This is a genomic window from Halomonas sp. BM-2019 (genome assembly GCF_017584085.1).
The window spans coordinates 91108-116324 of sequence record NZ_CP071922.1 but is presented as its reverse complement, the minus strand read 5'-3'; the positions used below and the strand labels follow the sequence as shown (position 1 = coordinate 116324).

Here is a 25217-nt window from a genome sequence, read left to right as displayed (position 1 = left end):
ATGACCGGCGCCGCCTGTGGGCGGTGCTGGCCGTCGTGGGGGCCCTGGCCATCGCGGTCGGCAGCCTGACCCCGGGCAGCCAGATGCCCGAAAGCCTGCCCTGGGACAAGTTCAATCACTTCGTCGGCTACGCCGGCCTCGCCGGGCTGATCGGCCTGGCCGGGGTGCGTCTGCCGCTGGCCTTCCTCGCGGCCGTGCTCTACGGCATCGCCATCGAGTACGCCCAGATCCCGGTACCGGGCCGCAGCGGCGGCGACGGGTGGGACATCCTCGCCAACGGCCTCGGCGCCGCCTTCGCGGTGCTGCTGCTGGCGGGCCTGCGCCGCGTCCTTATCCCGCGCTGAACGCGCCCGGCCGGCTCCTAGAGCCGCGGCTCCCGGCGTACCCGCGCCGTGCCTGCTGCGCTGTCGTCGGCCTCCAGCGGGCGGGCCTCGCTGGTCCAGGCGGCGTCCGGGTCATGCACCGCCGGGCGACGCTCCCAGGAACGGGTGATCACCGACCCCGCGCCGCGCTGGCCGGCCAGGTGGTGGGGCAGCAGCCACAGCTCGACGAGTAGGCGCAGGGCCACCGCGGCCAGCAGCCACAGGCCGCCGCCGAGGGCCAGGGTTGGCCAGGCATCGCCCCAGCCCAGCGGCGCGAGCCAGGGGGTCCGGGGGGCCAGCCACAGGGCGACGCCCGCCGCGAGACCGAGCTGCAGGGCCAGGTGGCAGAAGAGCAGGGTGCCGCGGGACAGCGGGCGGCGGGGGAACAGGAACTGTCGCATCGGGGTCCTCCCGGGAATCACAGCGTGGGGATGAGGTGCGCCGGCATCCCTGCCGACCAGGCCCGCATGCTACCCCAGAATGGGCGCGCATGCAGTTCCCGGTGTCGCCGCTCCGCCGCGGGTTGACCAACCCTCGGCGGCTTGCCAATGTTGGAGAAGAAGTGCCGCCGAGGCCCGAGGGCCCCGGTCTCGGATGAACCTGCATCAAGGAGTGGCTATGACGACATACATCGTGGTGGCAGACGCAGCACGGGCGCGAATCTTCACCCGCGACGCCCTCAAGCTGGTCGAGCAGGAGAGCCTGGTGCATGCGGCCAGTCGGCTGCACGAAGGTGACCTGGTGACGGACCGCGGTGCCGACGTGCATGAATCGACCTCGACGACGGCGCGTTCCTCCGGCGGCGAGAGCACCGCCCGCACCCATGAGGAGATGATCTTCGCCAAGGAGGTGGCCGAGCGCATCTACCGGGCCCGGGTCGACAACACTCTGGAGAAGCTGATCCTGGTGGCGCCGCCGCGCTTCCTGGGGCAGCTGCGCGACAAGCTCGACGGCCCCACGTCCAAGCTGGTCATCCACTCCCTGTCCAAGGACCTCTCCAAGGCCAGCCTGGAGGATATCCAGGCGGCGGTCAGTGATATGCGCTGAGCCCACACCTCGCTTCCCCTTTCCACCGGGCCCGGCGCTGCCGGGTCCGGTGCCGTTGTATCCCTTATCCCTCCTCGACCCGGCTCAGGGCACGGGCGGCAGCTCGATCTGATCGCTGCGGGTGATGCCCTCGGTCATCTGCCGGCAGAGCTTGAGGAACTCGCGCATGCCCGGGGCCAGGTACTTGTGGCGGTGCCAGATGAAGGCGAACTGGCGGCCCAGGTCCAGCTCTGGAGTCTCGATGGGGGCGAGGCTGCCGCGACGGAAGGCGTCGCGTAGAGCCAGCTTCGACACGCAGCCGATGCCGAGCCCCGACTCCACCGCCCGCTTGATCCCCTCGGTGTGCTCGAGCTCGAGCAGGATGTTGAAGCGCCCCCGGCGACGGCGGGCGGCCTGCTCCAGGGTCATGCGGGTGCCCGAGCCCTCCTCGCGCATGATCCAGGCCTCGCGTAGCAGCCGCTCGAGCTCCACCGGACCGGCACTCGCCAGGGGATGGCCCGGCGCGCAGAACACCGCGAGGTCATCTTCCACCCAGGGCTGGGTGATCACGTCCTCCGCCTCGCAGTGTCCCTCGATCAGGCCCAGGTCCAGCTCATGGTGGCGGACGCCCTCGATGATGGCGCGGGTGTTGCGCACCGCCAGGCGCACCCGGCTGCCGGGGAAGCGCTGCATGAAGTCGCCGATCAGCAGGGTGGCCAGGTAGTTGCCGATGGTCAGGGTGGCGCCCACATCCAGGGTACCGATGCCCTGCCGGCCGCGCAGCAGCTCTTCCACCTCCTCGGCGCGATCGAGCAGCGCCACCGCCTTGGGCAGCAGCTGGAAGCCGAGGGCATCGAACTGGCGTTCCAGCTCGGCCAGGGCGGTGCTGGCCGCGGACTGGGAGAGCGACAGCACCCGGGCCGCCCGGGAGACGCTCTCGTGCTGGGCCACGGCGACGAAGACCTCCAGCTGGCGCAGGGTGAAACGCATGGCAAAGGGCTCTGATGATCTATATCAAGGTTATCAATAAGGGTTATCCATACAATCCATTTAACAGATAACGCCTCTTCTCTTAGAATTCAATGCAAATATTATCCAATCACTTATTTCTTTATGGAATATAACACCTTTCTGGAATACAAGGAGCCGGCATGAGCAAGTTTGCCCTGGAAGAGGTGCTCAGCGTCCATCACTGGAACGACACCCTGTTCAGTTTCCGCACCACCCGGGAGCGCAGCCTGCGCTTCAAGAACGGCCAGTTCGTGATGATCGGCCTGGAGGTGGGCGGCAAGCCGCTGATGCGCGCCTACTCGATTGCCAGCCCCAACTACGAGGATCACCTCGAGTTCTTCAGCATCAAGGTGCCGGACGGCCCGCTGACCTCACGGCTGCAGCACCTCAAGGTGGGCGACCAGATCATGGTCAGCCGCAAGCCCACCGGCACCCTGGTCTGCGACGACCTGCTGCCGGGGCGCAATCTCTACTTCCTCTCGACCGGCACGGGCCTGGCGCCCTTCATGAGCCTGATCCAGGACCCGGAGGTCTACGAGCGCTTCGAGAAGGTGGTGCTGATCCACGGCGTGCGCAGCGTCAGCGAGCTGGCCTATGCCGACTTCATCCAGAAAGAGCTGCCGGCCCATGAGTACTTGGGCGACGAGATCAAGGAAAAGCTGGTCTACTACCCCACGGTGACCCGGGAGGAGTTCCACACCATGGGACGCCTCACCGACCATATCCGCACCGGCAAGCTCTTCGAGGATGCCGGCCTGCCCCCCATGGATCCGAAGCAGGACCGCGCCATGATCTGTGGCAGTCCGGCGATGCTCGACGAGACCAGCGCGCTGCTCGACGACCTGGGCTTCAAGATCTCCCCGCGCATGGGCGAGCCCGGCGACTACGTGATCGAGCGGGCCTTCGTGGAGAAGTAAGCGCCTAGCGCCCAGCAGGTCGGCAACGGGCGGCAGGTTAGGGGTAGAACGTGCGAACCCCCGTCGGATCGAGTCCGGCGGGGGTTCTTCATTGACGTCGCAACAACTGGCAGCGGCATCATCCTGCGGCGCTCGGCGCTCGGCGCTCGGCGCTCGGCGCTCGGCGCTCGGCGCTTAGACCGCATCCTTGCCGGTCTCACCGGTGCGGATACGGATCACCTGCTCCAGCGGCGTGACGAAGATCTTGCCGTCGCCGATCTTGCCGGTATTGGCCACGCTGGTGATGGCATCGATCACCTTCTCGGCCATCTCGTCATCCACGGCCACTTCCAGCTTCACCTTGGGCAGGAAGTCGACCACATACTCGGCGCCGCGATAGAGCTCGGTATGGCCCTTCTGGCGGCCGAACCCCTTCACCTCGGTGACGGTGATGCCCTGGACACCGATCTCGGAGAGGGACTCCCTCACGTCGTCGAGCTTGAAAGGCTTGATGATGGCGGTCACCAGTTTCATGGTCGGGCTCCTTGTGTGTTCGGTGCGGTGGTCGTACCACCCGCGTAGGCCGGATCGTCCCCTAGCATACACCGCGTTGCCCACTAAGAAAAAAGGCCCCCGCGAGGGGGCCTGGACGAGGGTCGATGCCCTGCCGGTGCTGTTACTCGGTGCCGGGCGCCAGGTGGGCGCCCTGGCCGAGCTCGCCGCGCTGGCTGCGGCCGGAGCCGCCACCGCCACCGCGAACCTTGGTGGTGGTGAACTCGGGGTAGGCCTCCATACCGCACTCCGCCAGGTCGACCCCCTCGTACTCCTCCTCCTCGCTGACGCGGACACCCATGGCGGCCTTGATGATCAGCCAGACGACCAGGCTGGCGCCGAAGACCCAGGCGAAGATGGCCACCAGGCCGAGGAGCTGGGCGCCGAAGGTGGCGTCGGCGTTGGTCAGCGGCACGGCCAGCAGGCCCCAGATGCCCACCACGCCGTGCACCGAGATGGCGCCGACCGGGTCGTCGATCTTCAGCTTGTCCAGGGCCACGATGGCGGCGACCACGATGGCGCCGCCCACGGCACCGATCAGGGTGGCACCCAGGGCGGAGGGCGCCAGGGGCTCGGCGGTGATGGCCACCAGACCGGCCAGGGCGCCGTTCAGGGCCATGGTCAGGTCGGCCTTGCGGAACCACAGCTTGGCCAGGATCAGCGCGGCGAGCACGCCACCGGCGGCCGCGGCATTGGTGTTGACCAGCACCTGGGCGACATTGTTGGCGGACTCCACGTCGGAGACCTTGAGCTCCGAGCCGCCGTTGAAGCCGAACCAGCCCATCCACAGGATGAAGGTGCCCAGGGTGGCCAGGGGCATGTTGGCCCCGGGGATGGCGTAGATGCTGCCGTCCTTGCCGTACTTGCCCTTGCGCGGGCCGAGGACCAGCACGCCGGCCAGGGCCGCGGCGGCACCCGCCATGTGCACGATGCCGGAGCCGGCGAAGTCGGAGAAGCCGGCGGCGTCGAGCCAGCCCTCACCCCAGGTCCAGTAGCCGGAGACCGGGTAGATGAAGCCGGTCATCACCACGGCGAAGGCCAGGAAGGCCCACAGCTTCATGCGTTCGGCCACGGCCCCGGAGACGATGGACATGGCGGTGGCCACGAACACCACCTGGAAGAAGTAGTCGGCGCGCATGGAGTAGTAGGGGGCATCGTCGCCGCCGGCCAGCACCGCGTCGACGCTGTTCTCGCCGCCCAGCAGGAAGCCCAGGTTGGGCAGGAAGCCGCCCTCGGCGCTGGAGTACATGATGTAGTAGCCCACCAGCAGGTACATGGTACAGGCGATGGCGAACAGCGCGATGTTCTTGGTGAGGATCTCGGCGGTGTTCTTGGAGCGTACCAGCCCGGCCTCGAGCATCGAGAAGCCGGCGGCCATCCACATCACCAGCACGCCGCAGATCAGGAAATAGAAGGTATCGAGCGCGTAGCTCAACTCGGTCAGTTCACTCATGACGGTCTCTCCAGGAGCGGGTCAGGGACGGGCGGTCAGACGGCTTCGGCACCGCGCTCGCTGGTGCGGATGCGGATCACGTCTTCCAGCGGCGTGACGAAGACCTTGCCGTCGCCGATCTTGCCGCTGTTGGCGGCGCTGCAGATGGCGTCGAGCACGCTCTCCAGGCGGGAGTCGTCCACGGCCACCTCGATCTTGACCTTGGGCAGGAAGTCGACCACGTACTCAGCGCCCCGGTAGAGCTCGGTGTGGCCCTTCTGGCGGCCGAAGCCCTTGACCTCGGTGACGGTGATGCCCTGAACGCCGTTGTCGGCCAGCGCCTCGCGGACGTCGTCGAGCTTGAATGGCTTGATGATGGCGGTGATGAGTTTCATCCCTTGTCTCCCCGGTTGCGTTGGCTATCGGCTCGGCGGCCGCATGCTCCGCATTTAGCGCGAAGCGTGCCATTTTGCGCTTGCGTCTCGATAAAACAACAGGTTGGGCAGGGAGCGGCCTCGCGTCGGCGGCGGTTGTAGTCAGGGGGAGAGCGGGGCTGCACCGCGCTGGTGCTCGGCGGTGGTGCAGGCGCGCCATCCTGGCGCAGTGGCGGGGGCATGCGTTCGTGACCGGGCATGCGTATCCTGTCAGCAGGATTCCATACGTTCAGGAGAGACCCATGGTGAGCCATGACCGTATCAGCCGACTGGCCCAGCAGATCGGCGAGCGCCTGCAGGGCGCTTCCCAGGCACCGGAGGAGGTGCAGAAGGGGATTCAGCAGGTGGTTCGCGGGGCCTTCGACCGCCTGGAGCTGGTGTCCCGAGAGGACTTCGACATCCTGATGGATGTCCTCCAGCGTACCCGGGCCCGAGTGGAAGCGCTGGAGGCGCAGGTGGCGGCGTTGGAGGCGCTGCTGGAGGCGCGCACCGAAGCGGCGCAGCCGCCGGCGGCCGCTCCGGAGGCGACCGGCGACAGCAAGGCACCCGAGGAGGGGGCCGGTCGCTGAGCCTGCCGGGCAGGCCGGCAACCGCTGGACTAGCCTGAGGGCAAGACTCCAGGCGAGGGAACGCCCATGACGCTGGCAATCGTCCATACTCGCGCGGGCCTCGGTCTCGAGGCCCCCGAAGTGCAGGTCGAGGTCCATCTGGCCAATGGCCTGCCGGGGATGACCCTGGTGGGGCTACCCGAGGCGGCGGTGAAGGAGAGCCGCGAGCGGGTGCGCAGCGCCCTGGTCAACGCCGGCTTCGACTACCCGCTGCGGCGCATCACCCTCAACCTGGCGCCCGCCGACCTGCCCAAGGAGGGTGGGCGCTTCGATCTGCCCATCGCCCTGGGGCTGCTGCTCGCCTCGGGGCAGCTGCCCCCGCAGGCCATGGCGGGCATCGAGAGCGTCGGCGAGCTGGCCCTGGATGGCCGGCTGCGCCCGGTTCACGGGGTGCTGCCCCTGGCCCTGGCCACCCGCCGGGCCGGGCGCCGGCTGGTTGTGCCCCGGGCCAACGCCGATGAGGCCGCCCTGGCCGGCGACCTTGAGGTATTGCCTGCCGACCACCTGCTCGAGGTGGTCGGCCACCTGCTGGGGCAGGCCCCCATCGCCCCCCATCGCCTGTCGCGCCCGCCCGAGGCGACGCAGCCGCTACCGGATCTCGCCGAGGTGCGTGGCCAGCACCAGGCGCGCCGCGCCCTGGAGGTGGCGGCCGCCGGTTCACACAACCTGCTGCTGGCCGGACCGCCCGGTACCGGCAAGACCATGCTGGCCAGCCGCCTGCCCGGCATCCTGCCACCGCTCACCGAGGCGGAGGCCCTGGAGGTGGCAGCGGTGCGCTCGGTGAGCGGCCTGCCGCTGGCCGCCCAGTGGGGCCGGCGCCCCTTCCGTGCACCCCACCATACCGCCAGCGCCGCTGCCCTGGTGGGGGGCGGCTCGAAGCCGCGTCCCGGCGAGATCTCACTGGCCCACCACGGGGTGCTGTTCCTCGACGAGCTGCCGGAATACTCCCGCCACGTGCTGGAGGTGATGCGCGAGCCCATGGAGTCTGGGCAAATCCATATCGCCCGGGCCAGTCATGAACGCCGCTACCCGGCCCGCTTCATGCTGGTGGCGGCCATGAACCCTTGCCCCTGCGGCCACCTGGGCGATCCGCGGCAGGCCTGCCACTGCACCGCGGCCCAGATCCAGCGCTACCAGGCCCGTCTCTCGGGGCCGCTGCTCGACCGCATCGACCTGCAGGTGGAGGTTCCGGCGCTGCCGCCGGAACAGCTCACCGCGGCGACGACCGGGGAGTCCTCGGCGGCGGTGCGTGAACGGGTGATGGCGGCCCGCGAGCGGCAGCGGGCCCGGGGTGCGCTCAATGCCCACCTGGCCGGACGCGAGCTGGAGGCGGCCTGCGCCATCGGCGCCGCCGACCGGGCCTGGCTGGCGGATGTGCTGGAGCGGCTCAAGCTTTCGGCGCGGGCCTATCACCGGGTGCTGCGGGTGGCGCTGACCCTGGCCGACCTGGCGGGCGCGCCGAGGCCGGCGCGGGAGCAGCTGATCGAGGCAGTGGGCTATCGGCAGCTGGACCGGCTGCTCAAGGGGTAGGAGGGCTCGGGGGGAGGCTAGAGCGCCGAGGCGTCCAGGGCGCCCTGCAGGCTCTCCTCCCACAGCGCCGACTCGCTGCCGGGGCGGCGCAATACCAGGGTCAGGCGATAGGGCAGCAGTTCCCGGTCGGAGAGCCGCAGGCGCGGGCCGTCGGCCATCAGGTGGCTCTCCAGGCGCCACTGGTTGTCGCCGGCGCCCTCGGCCATGCTGTCGTTCCAGTCGAGCACCTGGGGACCCTCGCGCACCGCCAGCAGTGCCCGGGTCAGGCTCTCGAGGAAGCGCTCCTGGCCGATGCCGAGCTCGCCGTTCACCTCCGGGGCAGCCAGCAGCAGCACCTGGTCGCCAGGCGGTCGCGGCAGGGAGGGGGCCTCCATTACCCGATCGGCGGCGCGCTCGCCCAGGTTGAGCAGCGCCTGGCGCAGGGTTTCGGGGCGGTCGGGGGCGGCGGCACAGCCGGCCAGCAGCAGGGGCGCGAGCAGCAGGAGAAACGGGCGGTGGGCGTTCATGGGCGGAGGATCTCGCGTGGGGCGCCGGCTGGCGCCAGGTCGTCGATGAAGCGGTCCAGGGTGCCGAAGAGTGCCAGGCGGATCGGTTCGGCCTCGTTGACCAGGTGATGGCGCGCCTCGGGGTGGCGATGGATCTCGGCATTGGGGAATTTGCGCTCCAGCACGCCGAGGTTCCACTCCCAGTCCACCGTCAGGTCCTGTTCCCCCTGCAGGATCAGGGTCGGCACCGGATTGGGTGGCAGCGCCAGCAGCCGTGGCATCCAGCGGCGCATGGCGCTGACCCAGCCGACCTCGACGCGATCGGTCTGCAGCGGGTCTCGCTCGCGCAGGAAAGCGGCGAACTCGGCGTCGGTGGAGTTGGCGCGGAACTTGCGCGGGATGGAGCGTACGAAGGGTCCGGCCAGCAGATGCAGCCAGCTGGTCTGGCTCCAGCCCCAGGGACGTACCAGCGGGGCCAGCAGCGCCAGCCCCGCCCAGTGCCCGTCATCGCCGCGGGTCAGGGCGTCGGTGGCCAGTATCGCCGCGCCGGTGCTCTGGCCGACGCCGAGCCAGGGGCGCGGGGCGAGCTCCTCTGCCTCGAGGTGCGCCTGCAGGGCCTCCAGGCAGCCCCCGTAGTCGTCGAAATCATCGATGGAGGCGCGCGGGCCGCTGGAGAGCCCGTGACCGGGCAGGTCCCACAGCACGACCCGCCAGTGGCGCTCCAGCAGGCGCTCCAGCAGGTGGCGGTAGAGGCCCAGGTGGTCGAAGTAGCCATGCACCACGAAAGCGGTGCCGACCGGTTCGGCGGGGCTCCAGACCTGGGTCCAGAGGCGGAAGTCCCGGGCATCCACGTAGCCCACGTAGAGGCCCACGTGCTCGGCCAGCAGGGGGGCCAGGCCATAGTGGCCCAGGTAGCGGACCAGATGGTCGCCGTCGGGCTCCGAGCCGCTCGGCTCGAACAGCCGCATCGGGCCCAGTGCCTGCAGTGGGGTGAAGTCGCTCATCGTCTCCTCCGCGGGTCCCTCCCGAGCGGGTGCCAGGCGGGCGGTGGCACCATGGTAGGCAGGCGCAATGTCCGGCCCTGCCTTATCTTTTGGTCTAGCTGAGCGCGATCCCGACGCTTTGCGGGTTTACATATGGAATCATTTTCCACAAAATTGGAGCGACGCAGTCACTCCACCCCTGTCCCGGCAGACTGGCACGCGACCCGCCGGCTGCCAAGCACGAGGAGATCCACCATGACCCAACGTGTCCCCCGTCACCGCCTCCAAGTGGCCGCCGAGCTGGACCGCTTCATCAGCGAGCAGGCGCTCCCCGGCACCGGCGTCGATGCCGAGGCATTCTGGGCCGGCGTCGACGCCCTCTTTCGTGATCTGACCCCGAAGAACCGCGAACTGCTCGCCGAGCGCGACCGCCTGCAGGAGCAGCTCGACGCCTGGCACCGCGAGAATCCCGGCCCGGTGGGCGACATGGCCGCCTACCGCGCCTTCCTCAAGGAGATCGGCTACCTGGCCGAGGCGCCGGCCCAGGTACAAGTGACCACCGCGGGCGTCGACCGCGAGGTCGCCGTCCAGGCCGGCCCCCAGCTGGTGGTGCCGGTCAGCAACGCCCGCTATGCGCTCAATGCCGCCAACGCGCGCTGGGGCAGCCTCTACGACGCCCTCTACGGCACCGATGCCATCTCCGAGGAGGACGGCGCGGAGAAGGGTACCAGCTTCAACCCCAAGCGCGGGGAGAAGGTAATCGCCTACGCCCGCGGCGTGCTGGATCGTGCCGCCCCGCTGGCCACTGGCTCGCATCGCGATGCCGTGAAGTATGCCCTGCGTGACGGCCATCTGGTGGTGACCCTGGCGGGCGGCCGCGACACCGGCCTCAAGGAGCCCGGCAAGCTGGTGGGCTACACCGGCGAGGCGGCGGCCCCCGAGTCGGTGCTGCTGGCCAACCACGGCCTGCATCTGGAGATCCAGCTCGACCCGAACCACTCCATCGGCAAGACCGACCCGGCCGGCGTCAAGGACGTGGTGGTCGAGGCGGCGCTGACCACCATCATGGACTGCGAAGACTCCGTGGCCGCGGTGGACGCCGAGGACAAGGTGGGCGTCTACGCCAACTGGCTGGGCCTGATGAAGGGTGATCTGGAGGAGCAGGTGGAGAAGGGTGGTGAGACCATTACCCGCCGCCTGCACGCCGACCGCAAGTTCACCGCCCCCGACGGCAGTCAGCTGAGCCTGCCGGGCCGCTCGCTGATGTTCGTGCGCAACGTCGGCCACCTGATGACCACGCCGGCGGTGCTCGACGCCGAGGGCAACGAGCTGCCCGAGGGCATCCTCGACGCCGTCGTCACCGGCCTGATCGCCCTGCACGACCTGAAGAAGGGTGATGGCGAAGCGCGCAACTCCCGCGAGGGCTCCGTCTATATCGTCAAGCCCAAGATGCACGGCCCCAAGGAGGTCGCCTTCTCCAACGCGCTGTTCGGCCGCGTCGAGGAGCTGCTGGGGATGGCCCCCGACACCCTCAAGATGGGCATCATGGACGAGGAGCGCCGCACCACGGTGAACCTCAAGGCGTGTATCGCCGAGGCGTCCTCTCGCGTGGTGTTCATCAACACCGGCTTCCTCGACCGCACCGGTGACGAGATGCACACCGCCATGGAGGCGGGCCCGATGATCCGCAAGGGTGACATGAAGAACGCCGCCTGGATCGGCGCCTACGAGAAGAACAACGTCCAGGTCGGCCTGGCCTGCGGCCTGCGCGGCCGCGCCCAGATCGGCAAGGGCATGTGGGCCATGCCCGACCTGATGGCCGCCATGCTCGAGCAGAAGATCGGCCACCCCAAGGCCGGCGCCAACACCGCCTGGGTGCCGTCGCCCACCGCCGCCACCCTGCACGCGCTGCACTACCATCAGGTGGACGTCACCGGCATCCAGCGCGAGCTGGAGGCCCAGGGCGAGCCTGCCCTTCTTGAAAAGCTCCTCGATGACCTGCTGACCGTGCCGGTGACCGCCGAGGCCAACTGGTCCGACGAGGAGATCCAGCAGGAGCTCGACAACAACTGCCAGGGCATCCTCGGCTATGTGGTGCGCTGGGTCGAGCACGGGGTGGGCTGCTCCAAGGTGCCGGATATCCACGATGTCGGCCTGATGGAGGACCGCGCCACCCTGCGCATCTCCAGCCAGCACATCGCCAACTGGCTGCACCACGGGGTGGTGGATGCCGCCCGGGTCCAGGCGACCCTGGAGCGCATGGCCAAGGTGGTGGACGAGCAGAACGCCGGCGACCCCACCTACACGCCGATGAGCGCCGACTACGAGCGTTCCAGCGCCTTCCAGGCCGCCAGCGACCTGATCTTCAAGGGCCGCGTGCAGCCCTCCGGCTACACCGAGCCGCTGCTGCACCACTGGCGCGCCGTGCACAAGGCGAAGTAACCAGGCATCGAGCAGGCCGACGCGGCCTGCCGTGAACCAGAGCGCCCCGGGTATCTGCCCGGGGCGCTTTCGGTTATGTTGACGCCAGCGTCAATTCGCCCCATCCACTGCAAGGAGCCCGCCGATGACCGTGATGACCGCCGCCACCATCGAGGACTTTCTCGACGAGGTGTTCCCCCAGCGAATCGGGACCATCGAGGCCGTCGATCACATGCGCGCCACCATGAGCCTGGCCATCGATGACGAGCACCTGCGCCCCGGCGCCAGCGTCTCCGGCCCCACCCTGATGGGGCTGGCCGACGTCTGTCTCTACGTGGCGATCCTCGCCCAGATCGGCCCCGAGCCCATGGCGGTCACCAGCGACCTGCACTGTCGCTTCCTGCGCCGCCCACGGGGCGATCGCGACATCCTCGCCACCGCGCGCCTCCTCAAGCTGGGCCGGCGCCTGGCGGTGGGAGAGGTGCAGCTCTTCTCCGCCGGCGACGAGGAGCCGGTGGCGCTGGTCACCGCCACCTACGCCCTGCCCGACCGCGACTGAGCGGGCCCAGCGCCGCGGGCGCGCGCCTCTTGGCCGCCACCGTACCCCGGCCGGGCGGGTTCGGCTACAATGGAGGCCCCGCGATTTCCGCCTCCCGACGCCTTGGCGGCGGGGTCGGGCGCGAACGCGACGACATCAACGACCGCAACCAGAGCGCAGAGAGAACGCCATGCAGATCCAGCTCAATGGCGAGGCGCACACCCTGGCGCCCGACCTCACTCCGGCCCCCACGGTCGCCCAGCTGGTCGAGTCCCTGGGGCTCGCCGACCGCCGCATCGCCGTGGAGGTCAACGAGGAGATCGTGCCGAAGAGCGAGCACGCCGCCACCCGCCTGGCCGAGGGCGACCGGGTCGAGGTGGTGCACGCCATCGGCGGTGGCTGAATGCCACGCTCGGCACCCTTTCGCGACGACAACCATAGAAGGCAGACGCGATGACAGATTTCTTCCAGGACCAGCCCCTGCGCATTGCCGGGCGCGAGTTTGCCTCCCGGCTGCTGGTGGGCACCGGCAAGTACAAGGACTTCGACGAGACCGGCGAGGCGATCGCCGCCTCCGGCGCCGAGGTGGTCACCTTCGCCGTGCGCCGCACCAACCTGGGCCAGGAGGCCGGCGAGCCCAACCTGCTCGACGTGGTGCCGCCGGAGCGCTACACCCTGCTGCCCAACACCGCCGGCTGCTACACGGCCAAGGACGCGGTGCGCACCTGCAAGCTGGCCCGGGAGCTGCTCGATGGCCACAGCCTGGTCAAGCTCGAGGTGCTGGGCGACGACTCGACCCTCTACCCCAACGTGGTGGAGACCCTGGCGGCCGCCGAGACGCTGATCGCCGACGGTTTCGATGTCATGGTCTACACCAGCGACGACCCCATCGTGGCCCGGGAGCTGGAGCGTCTGGGCTGCTGCGCCATCATGCCGCTGGGTTCACTGATCGGCTCCGGCCACGGCATCCAGAACCCCCACAATGTCCGCCTGATCATCGAGCAGGCCGGCGTGCCGGTGCTGGTGGACGCCGGGATCGGCACCGCCTCCGACGCGGCCCTGGCCATGGAGCTGGGCTGCGACGGCGTGCTGATGAACTCCGCCATCGCCCATGCCCGCCAGCCGGTGCTGATGGCCAGCGCCATGAGGAAGGCCGTCGAAGCGGGCCGTGAGGCCTTCCTGGCCGGCCGCATGCCGCGCCGCCAGAGCGCCGACCCCTCTTCCCCCTTTGCCGGCCGCATCAATGGCTGATTCGGCCAACCGAGAGCTGCAACGACCGATGAGTGATCACTCCCGCGACGATTCCGCTACCCCCGGGCCGGAAGGCCCGGAGGCCCCCCTGCACCGCCGCGGCATCAAGAGCTATGTGCTGCGCGCCGGGCGCATGACCCAGGCCCAGACCCGCGGCCTCGAGGCGGTGTGGCCGCGGCTCGGGCTGACCCTGGCCGACGGCCGCCAGGACCTGGACGCCCTGTTCGGACGCCGCGCACCGCGGGTGGTGGAGATCGGCTTCGGCATGGGGGCCTCGCTGATCGAGCAGGCCGAGACCCACCCCGACACCGACTTCATCGGCATCGAGGTGCACGCCCCAGGCGTCGGCAAGCTGCTCGACGAGGCGGACAAGCGCGGGCTGACCAACCTGCGGGTCTACCGGGAGGACGCCCTGGCGGTGCTGGAGCAGTGCCTGCCCGAGGCGAGCCTCGACACCGTTCAGCTGTTCTTTCCCGACCCCTGGCCGAAGAAGAAGCACCACAAGCGGCGCATCGTGCAGCCTGCTTTCGTCGCGCTGGTGCGCACCCGGCTCAGGGTCGGCGGCACCTTCCACCTGGCCACCGACTGGGAGCCCTACGCCGAGTGGATGGCCGAGGTAATGGACGCCGCCCCGGGCTATGCCAACACCGCCGCGCCGGAGACCGCCCCCTATGTGCCGCGGCCGGAGTTCCGCCCGCTGACCAAGTTCGAAGCCCGCGGCGAGCGCCTCGGCCACGGCGTCTGGGACCTGATCTATCGCCGCGTCGACTGATCTCGCGCCTCCCTCGTTCATCGAAGCCCCCGCCTGTGCGGGGGCTTCGTCGTTTGATGGAACGAAAAAAACGGTTCATCGCAGATCAGCGTGAAGCTGCCTTGTGGGAGCTCGGGTTCACCGACGGTTCGACGCCTCGACGAATGGCGCCGAAGGTGCCCCAGTGGTGTTGCTTACGCTTGCGCCAGCCTCCTGGGAGTCCTTCGGCCTCCATTCGCCCGGCAGAGCCGGCCTCCCACCTTGAAGCCTGCCAAACATGTTCACGCTAAAGTGCGAAGAGCCAAAAAAAGCCGCCCTCGATGGGGCGGCGGCAAGACCCTGGGGTGGTAAAGCGCAGCAATGAGGAGAGATCCTCCAGACCAAAAAAAGCCGCCCTGGTGAGGGCGGCGGCAAGACCGTGACTAGCAATGAGGAGGGAGAAACCACGGCAGGCGACTGGCGGGGCCTGCCCTGGCAGTGGCGGCTCATCAACGCCACTGAAGGCAAGAGTAATCATTCTCATTTGTGGTGTCAATGCCAATGCGAATATTTTTAATTTGCGTTTCCATGGTGGCCCTTCATCCCGCCAGGCGCAGCCACAGGGGCAGGGTGGCCATGGCCAGCAGGGTCTGGGCGGTGATCAGCGCCGCCATCATCTCGGCGTCGCCGCCCAGCTGGCGGGCCAGGATATAGGCGGAGGTGGCGGTGGGCAGGGCGGCGAACAGCAGCGCCACGTCGCGGCTCACCGGGTCGAGGCCCAGCAGCAGGGCGAGCCCCAGCACCAGGGCCGGCATCAGCCCCAGCTTGATGAGGTTGGTGGCCCAGACGCCGCGGTCGAGGCGCAGCAGCGCCGCCGGGCGCAGCGCCACCCCCACCGCCACCAGGCCCAGCGGCAGGGCGGCGCGGCCGAGCAGTTCCACCGTGGCCTCGCTCCAGCCCGGCAGGCCGATGCCGGAGAGGTTCAGGCCGATGCCGATCAGGCAGGCAAGGATCAGCGGGTTGCGCCCCAGGGCGGCAAGGCTCCTGCCGAGACTGCCGGCGCCTAGTGTCCCCGCGGCGATGAAGCTGGCCACGCAGAGCACGTTGACCACCGGCACCATCAGCGCCACGGCCACCGCCGCGACGGTGGCGCCCGGCGTGCCGTGCAGGGCCGCGGCCCCGGCCACCCCCACGTAGGTGTTGAAGCGAAGGGCCCCCTGGAAGGCCGAGGTGAAGGCGGGGGGCGCGAGCCCCAGCCAGCCGCGCAGGGCCCATAGCAGGGCGCCGAACAGGCCCATGGCGCCCAGCAGCGCCGCGGCGACTCGGGCGACCGGTACCTGGCTGACATCGGCGGTGGCCAGGGTCGCCACCAGCATGGCGGGAAACAGCAGGAAGTAGATCAGCCGCTCCAGCTGGGGCCAGAAGTCGCCGCCCGGCTGGCGCAGGCGGCCCAGCGCCGTGCCCAGCAGGATCAGCAGGAACAGGGGCCCCAGCGCATTCGCCACTCCCGTCATCTCGGTCTCCTTGGTCGAGGTGCCCTGCGACATCCTTGCGCAGTCTGCCACGGGCGAATACTGATAAGCTTACCGCCTCATCCCCGATTCGAGCCGTTTCCCTCGTCACCATGCCCAGTTCCGCCTCCACCGACCCGGAAGTCTCGCGCCCGCCGCTGCTGCGGCTGCTGGTTCTCTTCACCCTGGGAACCGTGATCGTGGCACTCTGGTATCTGACCAGCTACAGTCTTCGCGGAAGCGATGACGTTCGCTGGTTTACCGAGGAAGCCGGCTGCGACCTGCGTCAGGGACCCTGTCGGGCGCCGCTGGGCGAGGGCAGGAGCCTGGCCCTGGACCTGGGCGCCGACGGCGAGGTCCGCGCCCTGGAGCCGCTGCCGATGGCGGTCGCCCTGGAGGGCGTCGAGGCGGAGTCGGTGATGGTGGACTTCGTCGGTCGCGACATGGACATGGGGCTACACCGCTACCCGCTGGCGCGACAGGCCGACGGCGCCTTCCGCGGCGAGGGGCAGATCCCGATCTGCACCGAGGCGATGATGCCCTGGCGGGCCAGGGTGATCGTCGCCACCGAGCAGGGCCGGCTGGGGAGCGGATTCGATTTCGAGGTAGAGAGAAGCCGACTATGAAACGACAGGGACTCTGGGCGGGTGTGGCGCTGATCGTGCTGATGCTGGGCGTGGGCGGCTACGGCTGGTTCCAGCAGCAGTTCGGCAGCGGCAGCGGTAACAGCGGGCCGGTTGGCGGGCCCATCGAGCTCGCCTCGACCCAAGGGGACTTCTCCTTGACCCAGCTCGAGGAGGACCAGCTCGCCGTGGTGTTCTTCGGCTATACCTACTGTCCCGACGTCTGCCCCATGAGCCTGGCCGTGGTGCGCCAGGCCCTGGCCGAGCTGGACGAGGCCGACCGCGACCGGGTGGTGCCGCTGATGATCTCGGTGGACCCGGAGCGCGATACCATCGAGCGCCTGGCGGAATATATCGGCTTCTTCGGTGAGGCCTTCATCGGCGCCACCGGCAGCGTGGCCCAGCTCGAGGAGATCGCCGAGCGCTACGGGGTGATCTGGCGCCGGGTCGAGACCCCGGAATCGGCCATGGCCTACACCGTCGACCACAGCTCGTCGCTCTACCTGGTGGACCGCGAGGGCACCATCCTGCGCCGGGTGCTCTACTCGCCCGCCCCCCACGGCCTGCTCTCGGCCCTGGACGACACCCTGTAGGACCGCCCGGCATGCCCTCCGGCCCGCCTCAGCGCGGGGCCGGCGCCTCCTGCAGGCGATCGATCATGGCCATCAGCGCGCGGACCTGAATGCCCTCGCGGGTGTCATGAAGCGGGTGAAGCTGCCAGGTGCTCTCGGCGAAGCCCCACCAGTCCCAGCATCCCTGGGGGTTGGCCAGGCTGGTCTCGGCCTGGGGGTAGAGCACCACCCGGTCATGGGCGGCCGCCCACTCGTTGAGGCCGCTGTGGCGCACGAAGGTCTCGCCGATCTGCTCCGCGCCCATGCCGCAGCCGTGCAGGGCGACGGTGAGGGCACAGCCGCCCGCCTCGCAGCGCTCGGGCACGAAGAGATAGCCTGCCGAGTCGAGTCCCTTGACGGCGAAGTCGCCCTGGTCGAAGCGCACCAGGGCCCCGGCGGGCTTGGCCGCCGCGTCGTCGTCGGCGCCTGACGCCCCGCCGTGGAGCCAGGCCATGGCCTCGCCGGCGATATCCAGGCCGCAGCTCAGCAGGTGGGTGCCGCCGCCGTGATGGCAGTCGCCCAGCTCGGTGGCCGGCGGCAGGGCGTCACCATGGCCGATGGGCCAGCCGTGGCCGACGTTGTCGTGGGTCATGAAGCGCAGCTGCCTCTCGGGGTCCGCCAGCCAGCCGGCGAGCTGGTCGGCCAGGGCGGCGCCCAGGGCGGGGGCGACGGTGTCGTCGGCCTCGCCGTGCCAGACGAAGGCGCGCAGCTCGGCCAGGTCGGCGCGGCTGCCCACGCGTTCATGCTCCCGGTAGTCGGTCAGGCGCAGCTCCAGCTCGGCGAGGTCGGGGGGACCGAGCCGGGTGGTCATGCACTGACCCAGGGCGCGTCTCAGGGTGCCCTGGGCGCAGGACCAGGGGCCGGCGGCCAGCACGGCCAGGCCGCTGAAGCGTTCCGGCCAGGCCACCGCCAGCTGGGCGGCCATGTAGCCGCCGGAGGAGACGCCGATCACGCTGGCCTCGCCGGACTCCAGGCCGAGCCCGGGGAGGTCGACGAGGGGCTCGGCGGCGGCCGGCGCCGCAACGAAGGCCGCCAGCGCAAGGCCGGCGGCGGCAAGGGTGGGTGAGGTCATGGAGGCTCAGTCGTCGGGCTCAGTCATCGATTACGTCGAGCAGCTCGACCCGGAAGACCAGGGTCTCGTTGGGTCCGATCGGCCCCTGCCCCTGGGCGCCGTAGGCCAGCTCCGCGGGGATCACGATTTCCCAGCTGTCGCCGACGCTCATCAGCTGCAGGGCCTCCTGCCAGCCGTCGATGACCTGGTCGACGCGGAAGCTGACCGGCTCGCCGCGTTCGAGGGAGCTGTCGAAAACGGTGCCGTCGATCAGGGTGCCCTCGTAGTGCACCTCGACGCTGTCCTCGGGTCCCGGGGTGGCGCCGTCGCCGGACTCCAGCACGCGGTACTGCAGGCCGGACTCGGTGACCTCCACGCCCTCGGCCTCGGCATTGGCCGCCAGGTACGCCTCGCCTTCGGCACGGTTGTTCTCGGCCAGCTGCTCGGCCTCGGCCTGCCGGGCCGCCATCGCCTGCTCCTGAAAGCGCATCAGGGTCTCGGCCATCTCCTCGTCGGTCATCTCGAGCTCGCCGCCGTCGAAGACATCGCGAATCGCCTGGGTGAAGGCGTCCACGTCCAGGTCTCTGACGTCCTGCTGGATGCTCTGGCCCAGGGTCACGCCGAGGCTATAGCCGAGGCGGGCCTCGTCGGACTCCGGCGCGGCCAGCGCCAGGGGGGCTGCGCCGAGCAGGGTGATCAGGGAAGCGGATGTCAGCAGTCTCTTCATGAAGGGGCCTTGTGGTTCGGCGCGCAGGCGCCATGCCTGAGTGGTGCGGCGCAGAGGCGCCTCGGTGAGTGGAAACCATGGGACTCTAACAGGGCCGGACCGGTTCCGCACTCGCTGGCGGCGGCGCGCACTGACCCGGCCGGAGGGGATCAGACCACCAGGGTAGGGCAGTGGGCGGAACCCGCCACACGCTGCGCCACGCTGCCCAGCAGCAGGCTCTTGTCGCCGTTGGTGCCCTGGGAACCGATTACGATCAGGTCGCACTCGCGTTTGCGGGCGAAGCGTACGATGGTGCGTGACGGGCGCCCCCCCTTGACGAAGGCGCGCAGCTTCTCGAGCGGCACGCCCAGCTCCAGGGCGTGGGACTTGGCCTGTACGGCGATTTCGGTGGCGTATGCCTTGAGGGCGTCGTCGGGGATCTCCAGCTTGTCGGGTCGCACCATGGAGAGTGAGGCCTCCAGCAGGCTGTGGTGCTTGAAGACGCACAGGATGTAGAGTTCGGCGCCGGTCAGCAGCTGCAGGCCGACGCCCTTCTCCAGCGCCTTGAGTGCGCCCTTGGAGCCGTCCACCGGGACCAGTATCCGATTGAACATCGTCGATGCCTCCTTGGATCAGCGGAACGCCAGGTCACGCAGGAACAGGGCGATCTGCGGGAACATGATGATCAGCGCCGCGGCCAGCACCAGCATGAAGACGAAAGGCGGAGTGCCACGGATCACCTCCCAGTAGGGGCGCTTGAAGATGGCGATGGCGGTGAAGATGTCACACCCGAAGGGTGGCGTCGCCGAGCCGATCGCCACCTGCAGGGTGATCAGCACGCCCACCAGCACCGGGTCGAGGCCCGAGGCGGCGATGGCCGGGGCGAAGATCGGCGTCAGCACCAGGATCACCACGATCGGGTCGACGAACATGCAGGCGATGAAGAAGGCCACGCAGATGGCGATCAGCACGCCGGTCGGGCCCGCCTCGTGGATACCCACCGCGGCCAGCACCGTCTGCGGGATCTGGGCGAAGGAGATGATCCAGGAGAAGCCGTTGCCCACGGCCACCAGGATGAACACCACGGCGGTGATCAGGCCCGTGGACTTGGCGATGGCGTAGATGTGGTGGAGCTTGAGGGAACGGAACACCACGAACTCGAGGATCACCGCGTAGAGCACGCAGGCCGCCGCCGCCTCGGTGGGGCTGAAGATGCCGCCGTAGATGCCGCCGACGATCAGCACCGGGAAGCCCAGCGGCCAGAGGGCATCCTTGACCGAGATCGCGCGCTGCTTCCAGGTCGACTTCGGTTCGGTCGGCACCTGCTTGACGGTGGCGTAGATCACGCAGTAGACCGAGAACATGGCCAGGATCAGCAGCCCCGGCCCGATGCCGGCGATGAACAGCTCGCCGATGGAGGTGCCGGAGATCACCCCGTAGATGATCATGCCGATGCTTGGCGGGATCAAAAAGGCGATGTCGCTCGAGTTGATGATCAGCGCCAGGGTGAAGGGGTCCTTGTAGCCCGCCTTGAGCATGCGCGGGCGCAGCGGCGAGCCCACGGCGACCACCGTGGCCTGGGTGGAACCGGAGACCGCCCCGAACAGGGTGCAGGAGGCGGCGGTGGAGACCGCCAGGCCGCCCTTGATATGGCCGACGAAGCTCATGACCATGTTGATGAGGCGGTTGGCGGACTGGCCGCGGGTCATGATGTCGGCGGCCAGGATGAACATCGGCACGGCGATCAGCGCCGTGGGGCGGATGCCGCCCATCATCTGCTGGATCAGGGTTTCCATCTGGCCGAGGCCGCCGAAGGTCATGTAGAACCCGACGAAGGCCGCGGTGGCCAGGGGGATCATCATCGGGAATCCGAGCAGCAGGAGCACGATCATGATGGAGAGGATGATGGCTGTCATGGGAAAGTGCCTCGCTCGGGATCAGACTTCCGTTTCCGTGTCCTTGTAGCCGTCCACCACGTGGGTCGAGAGGTAGACGTCGCGGGAGGTCAGGTTCTTGATGGCGGTCAGCAGGTACTGGATGCCGGTGATGGCGAAGCCGATCGGTACCCAGACGTAGATGATCCACACCGGGATGCTCAGCGAGGGCAGCACGCGGCCGCGGGAGTAGACGGTGTTGATGTAGCCGATCGAGTAGTAGCAGAGCACGAACATGACCAGGGCGGTGAACAGGCAGATGAAGATCATCATCCAGCGTCGCCCCCCGGTGGGGATGGCGTCGTAGATGGCCGACATGCGGATGTGCCGGCCGTGACGGGCCGCATAGCCGATGCCGGCGAAGGTGATCATCACGATCAGGATGCGGTTGATTTCTTCCGAGAAGTGCAGGCTCTCGCCGAGGAGGAAGCGGCTGAGCACGTTGGCGATGGTGTTCACCGCCATCAGGATCACCCCCATGGCCAGGATCACCGACTCGATGCGGCTGATCCAGGTGTCGATGGGGCCCAGGGGGCCGGGCAGGGTCGAGCGGTAGTTCTTCTCGGCAATGTCGTCTTCGTGCATGTCCATCTCGGCAGGCTCCTGTCGTTGCCCGTGCGCTTTCGTGTCTTTGAGCGTATCGCCTCGCTGGCCGTGGCGCTGCGGCGGCTTCAACGCTGCTTGGCCGGCCGGCTGCCGTCGGTCGGGCCAGGAAGTCAAAGGGGGCAGCCTCGCGGCCACCCCCTCGCATCAGCGGTGATGACGAGCGTCGACGGATCAGTCGTCGGCCATCACGGCGTCCAGGTCGGCGTGGAACTGATCGAGCAGCTCCTGGCCGCGCTCGCCGGTCATCTGGATGAAGCGCTCCTCGACGCGCGGGGCCCGATCGCGGAAGGCCTGGATCTGCTCCTCGGTCAGGCGGGTGACGGTGACCTCGTCGGAGGCCTCCTGGATCTTGGCCAGGGACTCGTCGGCCAGGCCGGAGATATGCTCGATGGTCACCTCGTAGGCATGCTCAGCGGCGTCCCGCACCAGCTGCTGCTCCTCCTCGGAGAGGCCGTTGAAGAAGTCCTGATTGGCCATCATGGCGGTGGTGAACCAGCCGTGCCCGGTATAGACCAGGTTGGGAGACACCTCGTAGAGGCCGCCGGACTCGATCCAGAAGATCGGGTTCTCCTGGCCGTCGAGTATGCCGGTCTGCAGGCCGCCGTAGACCTCGCCCCAGGGCAGCGGCGTGGGGCTGGCGCCGAAGGCCCGGTAGGTCTCGGTAAGCAGGGGGTTGGTCATGGTACGGATGTTCTTGCCGCGCAGCTCTTCCGGGGTGGTGAAGGGCTCGTCCAGGGTGACGACCATTTCGCCTTCCGGATACATCTTGAGCAGCTCCAAGCCCTGCTCGGAGTAGAGCTCCGGGAACATCTCGTTGATGGCCACGCTGGTGTTGAAGAACTCGATGACATGCTCTTCATCGGTGGGCAGCAGATAGGGAACGAAGAAGATCTGCGCCTCGGGGATCAGCGCGCCGGTGAAGCCGGGTGACTGGTTGACGAACTGCAGGATGCCGGCCTGGGTCTGCTCCATGAGGTCGTCGGACTCGCCCAGCTCGCCGAAGCGATAGATCTGAATGGTATTGTCGGAGTTCTCCTCGATGTACTCCTTGAAGGCGACGGCGAAGACGTCCTGGACATCGCCCTCGAACTCCTCATGGGCATAGCGCCAATTGGCGGAATAGGCGGCCGCGGACATCCCGAAAAGCAGGGCGCCGACGGTGGCCGTGGTCATCAGCTTGGTTGCCTTCATTCTTGTATTCCCCTTACGCATGTGTGGTCATGTTCTTGCGGAAATGACGGTCATGACGCGAGCTACAGGCCCGCACCTATAGGTTCAGGCTAGTCTGGCTCAGGGGGAGGGTCAAGCAGGCGGGTCAGCGGCTGAAGCGTTGAAATGTCGCGTTTTTTCTGCAATTTTAGGGCGTTGACAAGGGCTTTTTCGGCGCCCTCGTGGAACGGTGACAAGGCGGTCGGGGAGGCCTCGAGGGCCAGGGCTTCGAGCCGCCCCAGGGTCTCCCGTTCGGCCTCGAGCTCGGCGTGCTTGAGGGCCTCGCGCAGCGAGGCGATCCCCGAGTGGGTCGCCGCTTCGGGCTTGAGCCGGCGGCGCAGGGCCCGCAGCGGGACGGTGACCTCGGCCTGCCAGCATCGCACCGCGGCCAGCCCCGCTTCCGCTGACGGGCCGGGCCGGGCGCCATGGTGCAGCAGCCAGCAGCGCCACAGCAGCTCGCAGACGTCCACGCCGGCCTCGTCCTGCAGGGCCAGGCAGGCGGCCTCGACCCCGGGGCGGGCGTAGAGGGCCAGGGCGAAGTCCCAGAGCGGATCGTCAAGCAGGCGAGCCCGCAGAACGGCCGCCATTTCGGTAGAATCGCCTTTCATCCCCATTTCCCTGCCGTCGCCCGGGGCGGCGGCCCCGAATGCCCGTGGAGCCCGCATGATCGCACTGCGTCACGTTTCCCTGCAACGCGGCACCCAGGCCCTGCTGGAGGGCGCCGACCTGACCCTGCATGCCGGCCACAAGGCGGGGATCGTCGGCCCCAACGGCGCCGGCAAGTCGAGTCTGTTCAAGCTGCTGCTCGGCGAGCTGGCGCCGGATCGAGGCGAGGTCGAGATGAGCGGCGGGCAGCGCATCGCCCATATGGCCCAGGAGGTGGAGGCACTGGACCGCCCCATCGTCGACTACGTGCTGGACGGCGACCGCGAGCTGCGCGAGACCGAGGCGGCCCTGGCGTCGGCCCGGGAGGCCCACGACGCCCACCGCGAGGCGGAGCTGCACGGCGCCATCGAGGCCCTGGACGGCTACAGCGCCCCGGCCCGCGCCGCGCAGCTGCTGGTGGGGCTGGGCTTTGGCCAGGCGGACCTGGTGCGCCCGCTGTCGGCCTTCTCCGGCGGCTGGCGGATGCGGGTCAATCTGGCGCGCACCCTCTTCATGCCCTCCGACCTGCTGCTGCTGGACGAGCCCACCAACCATCTGGACCTGGATGCCCTGCTGTGGCTGGAGCAGTGGCTGATTCGCTACCCCGGCACCCTGCTGCTGATCTCCCACGACCGCGACTTCCTCGACGCGGTGTGCGACCACATCGTCCACTTCGACCGCCGAATGCTTGCGCTCTACCGGGGCAACTACTCCACCTTCGAGCGCACCCGGGCCGAGAAGCTCGCCCTGCAGCAGGCCGAGGCGGCCAAGCAGCAGGCGCGGCGCGAGGAGATCGAACGCTTCGTGGCGCGCTTCCGGGCCAAGGCCACCAAGGCGCGCCAGGCCCAGAGCCGCCTGAAGATGCTGGAGCGCATGGGCGATATCGCCGTGGCCCATGCCGACTCCCCCTTCCACTTCAGCCTCCCTGCCGCCGACAAGACCTCCCATCCGCTATTGGTGCTGGATGAGGCGCGGCTCGGCTACCGGGACGAGGCGGGGGAAGCGAAGGTCCAGCTGGATCAGGTCAAGGTGACCCTGCTGCCCGGCCAGCGCATCGGCCTGCTGGGCCCCAACGGCGCCGGCAAGTCGACCCTGATCAAGTCGCTCACCGGCGAGCTGCCGCTGCTGGCCGGCAGGCGGATTCCCGGCGAGCACCTGGCCATCGGCTACTTCGCCCAGCACCAGCTGGAGGGGCTCGACCTCGCCGCGACCCCCTTCATGCACGTGCAGCGACTGTCGCCTGCGGCCAGCGAGCAGGCGATCCGCAACTTCCTGGGCGGCTTCGGCTTCCAGGGCGACGACGCCTTCGGTGAGGTGGGGCGTTTCTCCGGCGGCGAGAAGGCGCGCTTGGCGCTGGCCCTGGTGGCCTGGCAGAAGCCCAACCTGCTGCTGCTCGACGAGCCCACCAACCACCTGGACCTGGAGATGCGCGAGGCGCTCACCGAGGCGCTGGCGGCCTTCGAGGGCACGGTGATCATCGTCTCCCACGACCGCCACCTGCTGCGCGCCACCGTGGACGAGTTCTGGCGGGTGGCCGACCACCGGGTCGAGCCCTTCGACGGCGACCTCGACGACTACCGGGCCTGGCTCAAGGCGCGCCTCGAGGGCGAGCGCCGCGAGGCCCGGGCCGACAAGGCTGAGGAGGCCCCCAGGGAGGATCGCAAGGCGGCCCGGCGCGCCGCCGCCGAGCTGCGCGAGAAGCTGCGTCCGCTCAAGAAGCAGCGCGACCGCGCCGAGCAGGCCATGGAGAAGGTCCAGGCGGAGCTCGCCGCGGTGGAGGAGGCGCTGGGCGAGGCCGAGCTCTACACCGATACGGCCCGCAAGGCGCAACTCACCGCCACCCTGGCTCGTCAGGGCGAGCTCAAGTCGCGCCTGGATGACCTGGAGGCCGAGTGGCTTTCCGCCGAGGAGGCTTTGGAAAGCGCCGAGCTACAAGCGCCCAGCGCCTAGCCTGCCCTTCGGGCAGCGCCTAGCTGCAAGCGCCTAGCCCCCAGCCGTTCAGTGACGGGCGGCTGGTACCGAGTCGAGACACTTGACGGCCGCATGACTGGCGGCATCATCC

The 25217-nt window shown here is 69.0% G+C and carries 28 protein-coding genes; 13 read left to right on the top strand and 15 right to left on the bottom strand.

Translation table 11 applies throughout. The features are described from left to right. On the top strand, positions 1–344 hold a 344-nt coding region (locus tag J5F18_RS00615; RefSeq protein ID WP_346300440.1), incomplete at its 5' end, for a VanZ family protein. A 17-nt stretch (positions 345–361) separates the two neighbouring features. On the opposite strand, the gene J5F18_RS00610 is transcribed toward J5F18_RS00615, so the two are convergent. After that, positions 362–763 (bottom strand): hypothetical protein, encoded by a 402-nt coding sequence (locus J5F18_RS00610; protein ID WP_346300439.1) that lies wholly within the window; start codon positions 761–763, stop codon positions 362–364. Positions 764–980: 217 nt separating this feature from the next. On the opposite strand from J5F18_RS00610, the gene J5F18_RS00605 reads away from it, so the two are divergent. Then, complete coding sequence (locus J5F18_RS00605) at positions 981–1409, top strand: host attachment protein (protein WP_346300438.1); 429 nt, start codon at positions 981–983, stop codon at positions 1407–1409. Positions 1410–1493: 84 nt separating this feature from the next. Here J5F18_RS00605 and J5F18_RS00600 read toward each other — a convergent pair whose 3' ends face one another. Beyond that, complete coding sequence (locus tag J5F18_RS00600; RefSeq protein WP_346300437.1) at positions 1494–2378, bottom strand: LysR substrate-binding domain-containing protein; 885 nt, start codon at positions 2376–2378, stop codon at positions 1494–1496. A gap of 161 nt (positions 2379–2539) precedes the next feature. Here J5F18_RS00600 and J5F18_RS00595 point away from each other — a divergent pair, with 161 nt between their 5' ends. Next, positions 2540–3316 carry a ferredoxin--NADP reductase gene (locus J5F18_RS00595; RefSeq protein WP_346300436.1) on the top strand — a complete coding sequence of 259 codons (777 nt, stop codon included), beginning with the start codon at positions 2540–2542 and terminating at the stop codon, positions 3314–3316. A gap of 174 nt (positions 3317–3490) precedes the next feature. Here J5F18_RS00595 and glnK read toward each other — a convergent pair whose 3' ends face one another. The 3 genes from glnK to J5F18_RS00580 all read right to left on the bottom strand — a co-directional run bounded on the left by glnK (position 3491) and on the right by J5F18_RS00580 (position 5674). After that, positions 3491–3829, bottom strand: coding sequence for a P-II family nitrogen regulator (glnK, locus tag J5F18_RS00590; protein WP_023004277.1), 339 nt, complete (start codon positions 3827–3829; stop codon positions 3491–3493). A gap of 142 nt (positions 3830–3971) precedes the next feature. Continuing rightward, positions 3972–5300, bottom strand: a complete 1329-nt coding sequence (locus tag J5F18_RS00585) for an ammonium transporter (protein ID WP_346300435.1) — start codon at positions 5298–5300, stop codon at positions 3972–3974. A 35-nt stretch (positions 5301–5335) separates the two neighbouring features. Further along, entirely contained in the window at positions 5336–5674 is a 339-nt protein-coding gene (locus J5F18_RS00580) for a P-II family nitrogen regulator (RefSeq protein WP_346300434.1), read from the bottom strand. Positions 5675–5955: 281 nt separating this feature from the next. On the opposite strand from J5F18_RS00580, the gene J5F18_RS00575 reads away from it, so the two are divergent. Together J5F18_RS00575 and J5F18_RS00570 are read left to right on the top strand one after the other, a co-directional pair. Next, positions 5956–6282 carry an accessory factor UbiK family protein gene (locus J5F18_RS00575; RefSeq protein ID WP_346300433.1) on the top strand — a complete coding sequence of 109 codons (327 nt, stop codon included), beginning with the start codon at positions 5956–5958 and terminating at the stop codon, positions 6280–6282. A gap of 66 nt (positions 6283–6348) precedes the next feature. Continuing rightward, positions 6349–7851, top strand: coding sequence for a YifB family Mg chelatase-like AAA ATPase (locus tag J5F18_RS00570; RefSeq protein WP_346300432.1), 1503 nt, complete (start codon positions 6349–6351; stop codon positions 7849–7851). 17 nt (positions 7852–7868) lie between these two features. On the opposite strand, the gene J5F18_RS00565 is transcribed toward J5F18_RS00570, so the two are convergent. Together J5F18_RS00565 and J5F18_RS00560 are read right to left on the bottom strand one after the other, a co-directional pair. Next, on the bottom strand, positions 7869–8357 hold the full coding sequence (locus J5F18_RS00565) for a hypothetical protein (protein ID WP_346300431.1): 489 nt from the start codon (positions 8355–8357) through the stop codon (positions 7869–7871). Beyond that, complete coding sequence (locus J5F18_RS00560; protein ID WP_346300430.1) at positions 8354–9340, bottom strand: alpha/beta hydrolase; 987 nt, start codon at positions 9338–9340, stop codon at positions 8354–8356. The genes J5F18_RS00565 and J5F18_RS00560 overlap by 4 nt, the downstream gene beginning before the upstream one ends. A 234-nt stretch (positions 9341–9574) precedes the next feature. Here J5F18_RS00560 and J5F18_RS00555 point away from each other — a divergent pair, with 234 nt between their 5' ends. From J5F18_RS00555 to trmB, 5 genes are all read left to right on the top strand, one after another. After that, positions 9575–11761 carry a malate synthase G gene (locus tag J5F18_RS00555; RefSeq protein ID WP_346300429.1) on the top strand — a complete coding sequence of 729 codons (2187 nt, stop codon included), beginning with the start codon at positions 9575–9577 and terminating at the stop codon, positions 11759–11761. A gap of 124 nt (positions 11762–11885) precedes the next feature. Then, positions 11886–12299 carry a PaaI family thioesterase gene (locus tag J5F18_RS00550; RefSeq protein ID WP_346300428.1) on the top strand — a complete coding sequence of 138 codons (414 nt, stop codon included), beginning with the start codon at positions 11886–11888 and terminating at the stop codon, positions 12297–12299. Positions 12300–12468: 169 nt separating this feature from the next. Beyond that, positions 12469–12681 carry a sulfur carrier protein ThiS gene (gene thiS / locus J5F18_RS00545; protein WP_346300427.1) on the top strand — a complete coding sequence of 71 codons (213 nt, stop codon included), beginning with the start codon at positions 12469–12471 and terminating at the stop codon, positions 12679–12681. A gap of 50 nt (positions 12682–12731) precedes the next feature. Beyond that, positions 12732–13529, top strand: coding sequence for a thiazole synthase (locus J5F18_RS00540; protein WP_346300426.1), 798 nt, complete (start codon positions 12732–12734; stop codon positions 13527–13529). Positions 13530–13557: 28 nt separating this feature from the next. Then, positions 13558–14301: a tRNA (guanosine(46)-N7)-methyltransferase TrmB gene (gene trmB, locus J5F18_RS00535; RefSeq protein ID WP_346300425.1), complete on the top strand. Its 744-nt coding sequence runs from the start codon at positions 13558–13560 to the stop codon at positions 14299–14301. A 557-nt stretch (positions 14302–14858) separates the two neighbouring features. Here trmB and J5F18_RS00530 read toward each other — a convergent pair. After that, complete coding sequence (locus J5F18_RS00530) at positions 14859–15773, bottom strand: AEC family transporter (protein ID WP_346300424.1); 915 nt, start codon at positions 15771–15773, stop codon at positions 14859–14861. A 110-nt stretch (positions 15774–15883) separates the two neighbouring features. Here J5F18_RS00530 and J5F18_RS00525 point away from each other — a divergent pair, with 110 nt between their 5' ends. After that, positions 15884–16396 (top strand): hypothetical protein, encoded by a 513-nt coding sequence (locus tag J5F18_RS00525; protein ID WP_346300423.1) that lies wholly within the window; start codon positions 15884–15886, stop codon positions 16394–16396. Beyond that, positions 16393–16986 carry an SCO family protein gene (locus J5F18_RS00520; RefSeq protein ID WP_346300422.1) on the top strand — a complete coding sequence of 198 codons (594 nt, stop codon included), beginning with the start codon at positions 16393–16395 and terminating at the stop codon, positions 16984–16986. The genes J5F18_RS00525 and J5F18_RS00520 overlap by 4 nt, the downstream gene beginning before the upstream one ends. Before the next feature lie 28 nt (positions 16987–17014). Here J5F18_RS00520 and J5F18_RS00515 read toward each other — a convergent pair whose 3' ends face one another. From J5F18_RS00515 to J5F18_RS00485, 7 genes are all read right to left on the bottom strand, one after another. Then, positions 17015–18076, bottom strand: a complete 1062-nt coding sequence (locus tag J5F18_RS00515; RefSeq protein ID WP_346300421.1) for a prolyl oligopeptidase family serine peptidase — start codon at positions 18074–18076, stop codon at positions 17015–17017. Between the two features lie 19 nt (positions 18077–18095). Continuing rightward, positions 18096–18782: an FKBP-type peptidyl-prolyl cis-trans isomerase gene (locus J5F18_RS00510; RefSeq protein ID WP_346300420.1), complete on the bottom strand. Its 687-nt coding sequence runs from the start codon at positions 18780–18782 to the stop codon at positions 18096–18098. 149 nt (positions 18783–18931) lie between these two features. Continuing rightward, the gene (locus J5F18_RS00505; RefSeq protein ID WP_346300419.1) at positions 18932–19375 is read right to left on the bottom strand and encodes a universal stress protein; all 444 of its coding nucleotides are present in this window, start codon (positions 19373–19375) and stop codon (positions 18932–18934) included. 18 nt (positions 19376–19393) lie between these two features. Further along, positions 19394–20677: a TRAP transporter large permease gene (locus J5F18_RS00500; protein ID WP_346300418.1), complete on the bottom strand. Its 1284-nt coding sequence runs from the start codon at positions 20675–20677 to the stop codon at positions 19394–19396. Positions 20678–20698: 21 nt separating this feature from the next. Beyond that, positions 20699–21286, bottom strand: a complete 588-nt coding sequence (locus J5F18_RS00495) for a TRAP transporter small permease (RefSeq protein ID WP_346300417.1) — start codon at positions 21284–21286, stop codon at positions 20699–20701. A gap of 186 nt (positions 21287–21472) precedes the next feature. Continuing rightward, positions 21473–22492, bottom strand: coding sequence for a TRAP transporter substrate-binding protein DctP (gene dctP / locus J5F18_RS00490; RefSeq protein WP_346300416.1), 1020 nt, complete (start codon positions 22490–22492; stop codon positions 21473–21475). Positions 22493–22581: 89 nt separating this feature from the next. Next, positions 22582–23118, bottom strand: a complete 537-nt coding sequence (locus tag J5F18_RS00485; RefSeq protein ID WP_346300415.1) for a TIGR02444 family protein — start codon at positions 23116–23118, stop codon at positions 22582–22584. A gap of 55 nt (positions 23119–23173) precedes the next feature. On the opposite strand from J5F18_RS00485, the gene J5F18_RS00480 reads away from it, so the two are divergent. Continuing rightward, positions 23174–25105, top strand: a complete 1932-nt coding sequence (locus J5F18_RS00480) for an ATP-binding cassette domain-containing protein (RefSeq protein ID WP_346300414.1) — start codon at positions 23174–23176, stop codon at positions 25103–25105. Positions 25106–25217 lie beyond the last annotated feature (112 nt).

Coding starts and splice junctions, on each gene's coding strand:
- J5F18_RS00515 (WP_346300421.1), bottom strand. CDS start 18,076: ATGACCTCACCCACCCTTGCCGCCGCCGGCCTTGCGCTGGCGGCCTTC.
- J5F18_RS00550 (WP_346300428.1), top strand. CDS start 11,886: ATGACCGTGATGACCGCCGCCACCATCGAGGACTTTCTCGACGAGGTG.
- trmB (WP_346300425.1), top strand. CDS start 13,558: ATGAGTGATCACTCCCGCGACGATTCCGCTACCCCCGGGCCGGAAGGC.
- J5F18_RS00595 (WP_346300436.1), top strand. CDS start 2,540: ATGAGCAAGTTTGCCCTGGAAGAGGTGCTCAGCGTCCATCACTGGAAC.
- J5F18_RS00530 (WP_346300424.1), bottom strand. CDS start 15,773: ATGACGGGAGTGGCGAATGCGCTGGGGCCCCTGTTCCTGCTGATCCTG.
- thiS (WP_346300427.1), top strand. CDS start 12,469: ATGCAGATCCAGCTCAATGGCGAGGCGCACACCCTGGCGCCCGACCTC.
- J5F18_RS00565 (WP_346300431.1), bottom strand. CDS start 8,357: ATGAACGCCCACCGCCCGTTTCTCCTGCTGCTCGCGCCCCTGCTGCTG.
- J5F18_RS00500 (WP_346300418.1), bottom strand. CDS start 20,677: ATGACAGCCATCATCCTCTCCATCATGATCGTGCTCCTGCTGCTCGGA.
- J5F18_RS00570 (WP_346300432.1), top strand. CDS start 6,349: ATGACGCTGGCAATCGTCCATACTCGCGCGGGCCTCGGTCTCGAGGCC.
- J5F18_RS00610 (WP_346300439.1), bottom strand. CDS start 763: ATGCGACAGTTCCTGTTCCCCCGCCGCCCGCTGTCCCGCGGCACCCTG.
- J5F18_RS00575 (WP_346300433.1), top strand. CDS start 5,956: ATGGTGAGCCATGACCGTATCAGCCGACTGGCCCAGCAGATCGGCGAG.
- J5F18_RS00505 (WP_346300419.1), bottom strand. CDS start 19,375: ATGTTCAATCGGATACTGGTCCCGGTGGACGGCTCCAAGGGCGCACTC.
- J5F18_RS00555 (WP_346300429.1), top strand. CDS start 9,575: ATGACCCAACGTGTCCCCCGTCACCGCCTCCAAGTGGCCGCCGAGCTG.
- J5F18_RS00585 (WP_346300435.1), bottom strand. CDS start 5,300: ATGAGTGAACTGACCGAGTTGAGCTACGCGCTCGATACCTTCTATTTC.
- J5F18_RS00540 (WP_346300426.1), top strand. CDS start 12,732: ATGACAGATTTCTTCCAGGACCAGCCCCTGCGCATTGCCGGGCGCGAG.
- J5F18_RS00495 (WP_346300417.1), bottom strand. CDS start 21,286: ATGGACATGCACGAAGACGACATTGCCGAGAAGAACTACCGCTCGACC.
- J5F18_RS00560 (WP_346300430.1), bottom strand. CDS start 9,340: ATGAGCGACTTCACCCCACTGCAGGCACTGGGCCCGATGCGGCTGTTC.
- dctP (WP_346300416.1), bottom strand. CDS start 22,492: ATGAAGGCAACCAAGCTGATGACCACGGCCACCGTCGGCGCCCTGCTT.
- J5F18_RS00605 (WP_346300438.1), top strand. CDS start 981: ATGACGACATACATCGTGGTGGCAGACGCAGCACGGGCGCGAATCTTC.
- J5F18_RS00580 (WP_346300434.1), bottom strand. CDS start 5,674: ATGAAACTCATCACCGCCATCATCAAGCCATTCAAGCTCGACGACGTC.
- J5F18_RS00510 (WP_346300420.1), bottom strand. CDS start 18,782: ATGAAGAGACTGCTGACATCCGCTTCCCTGATCACCCTGCTCGGCGCA.
- J5F18_RS00480 (WP_346300414.1), top strand. CDS start 23,174: ATGATCGCACTGCGTCACGTTTCCCTGCAACGCGGCACCCAGGCCCTG.
- glnK (WP_023004277.1), bottom strand. CDS start 3,829: ATGAAACTGGTGACCGCCATCATCAAGCCTTTCAAGCTCGACGACGTG.
- J5F18_RS00485 (WP_346300415.1), bottom strand. CDS start 23,118: ATGAAAGGCGATTCTACCGAAATGGCGGCCGTTCTGCGGGCTCGCCTG.
- J5F18_RS00600 (WP_346300437.1), bottom strand. CDS start 2,378: ATGCGTTTCACCCTGCGCCAGCTGGAGGTCTTCGTCGCCGTGGCCCAG.
- J5F18_RS00520 (WP_346300422.1), top strand. CDS start 16,393: ATGAAACGACAGGGACTCTGGGCGGGTGTGGCGCTGATCGTGCTGATG.
- J5F18_RS00525 (WP_346300423.1), top strand. CDS start 15,884: ATGCCCAGTTCCGCCTCCACCGACCCGGAAGTCTCGCGCCCGCCGCTG.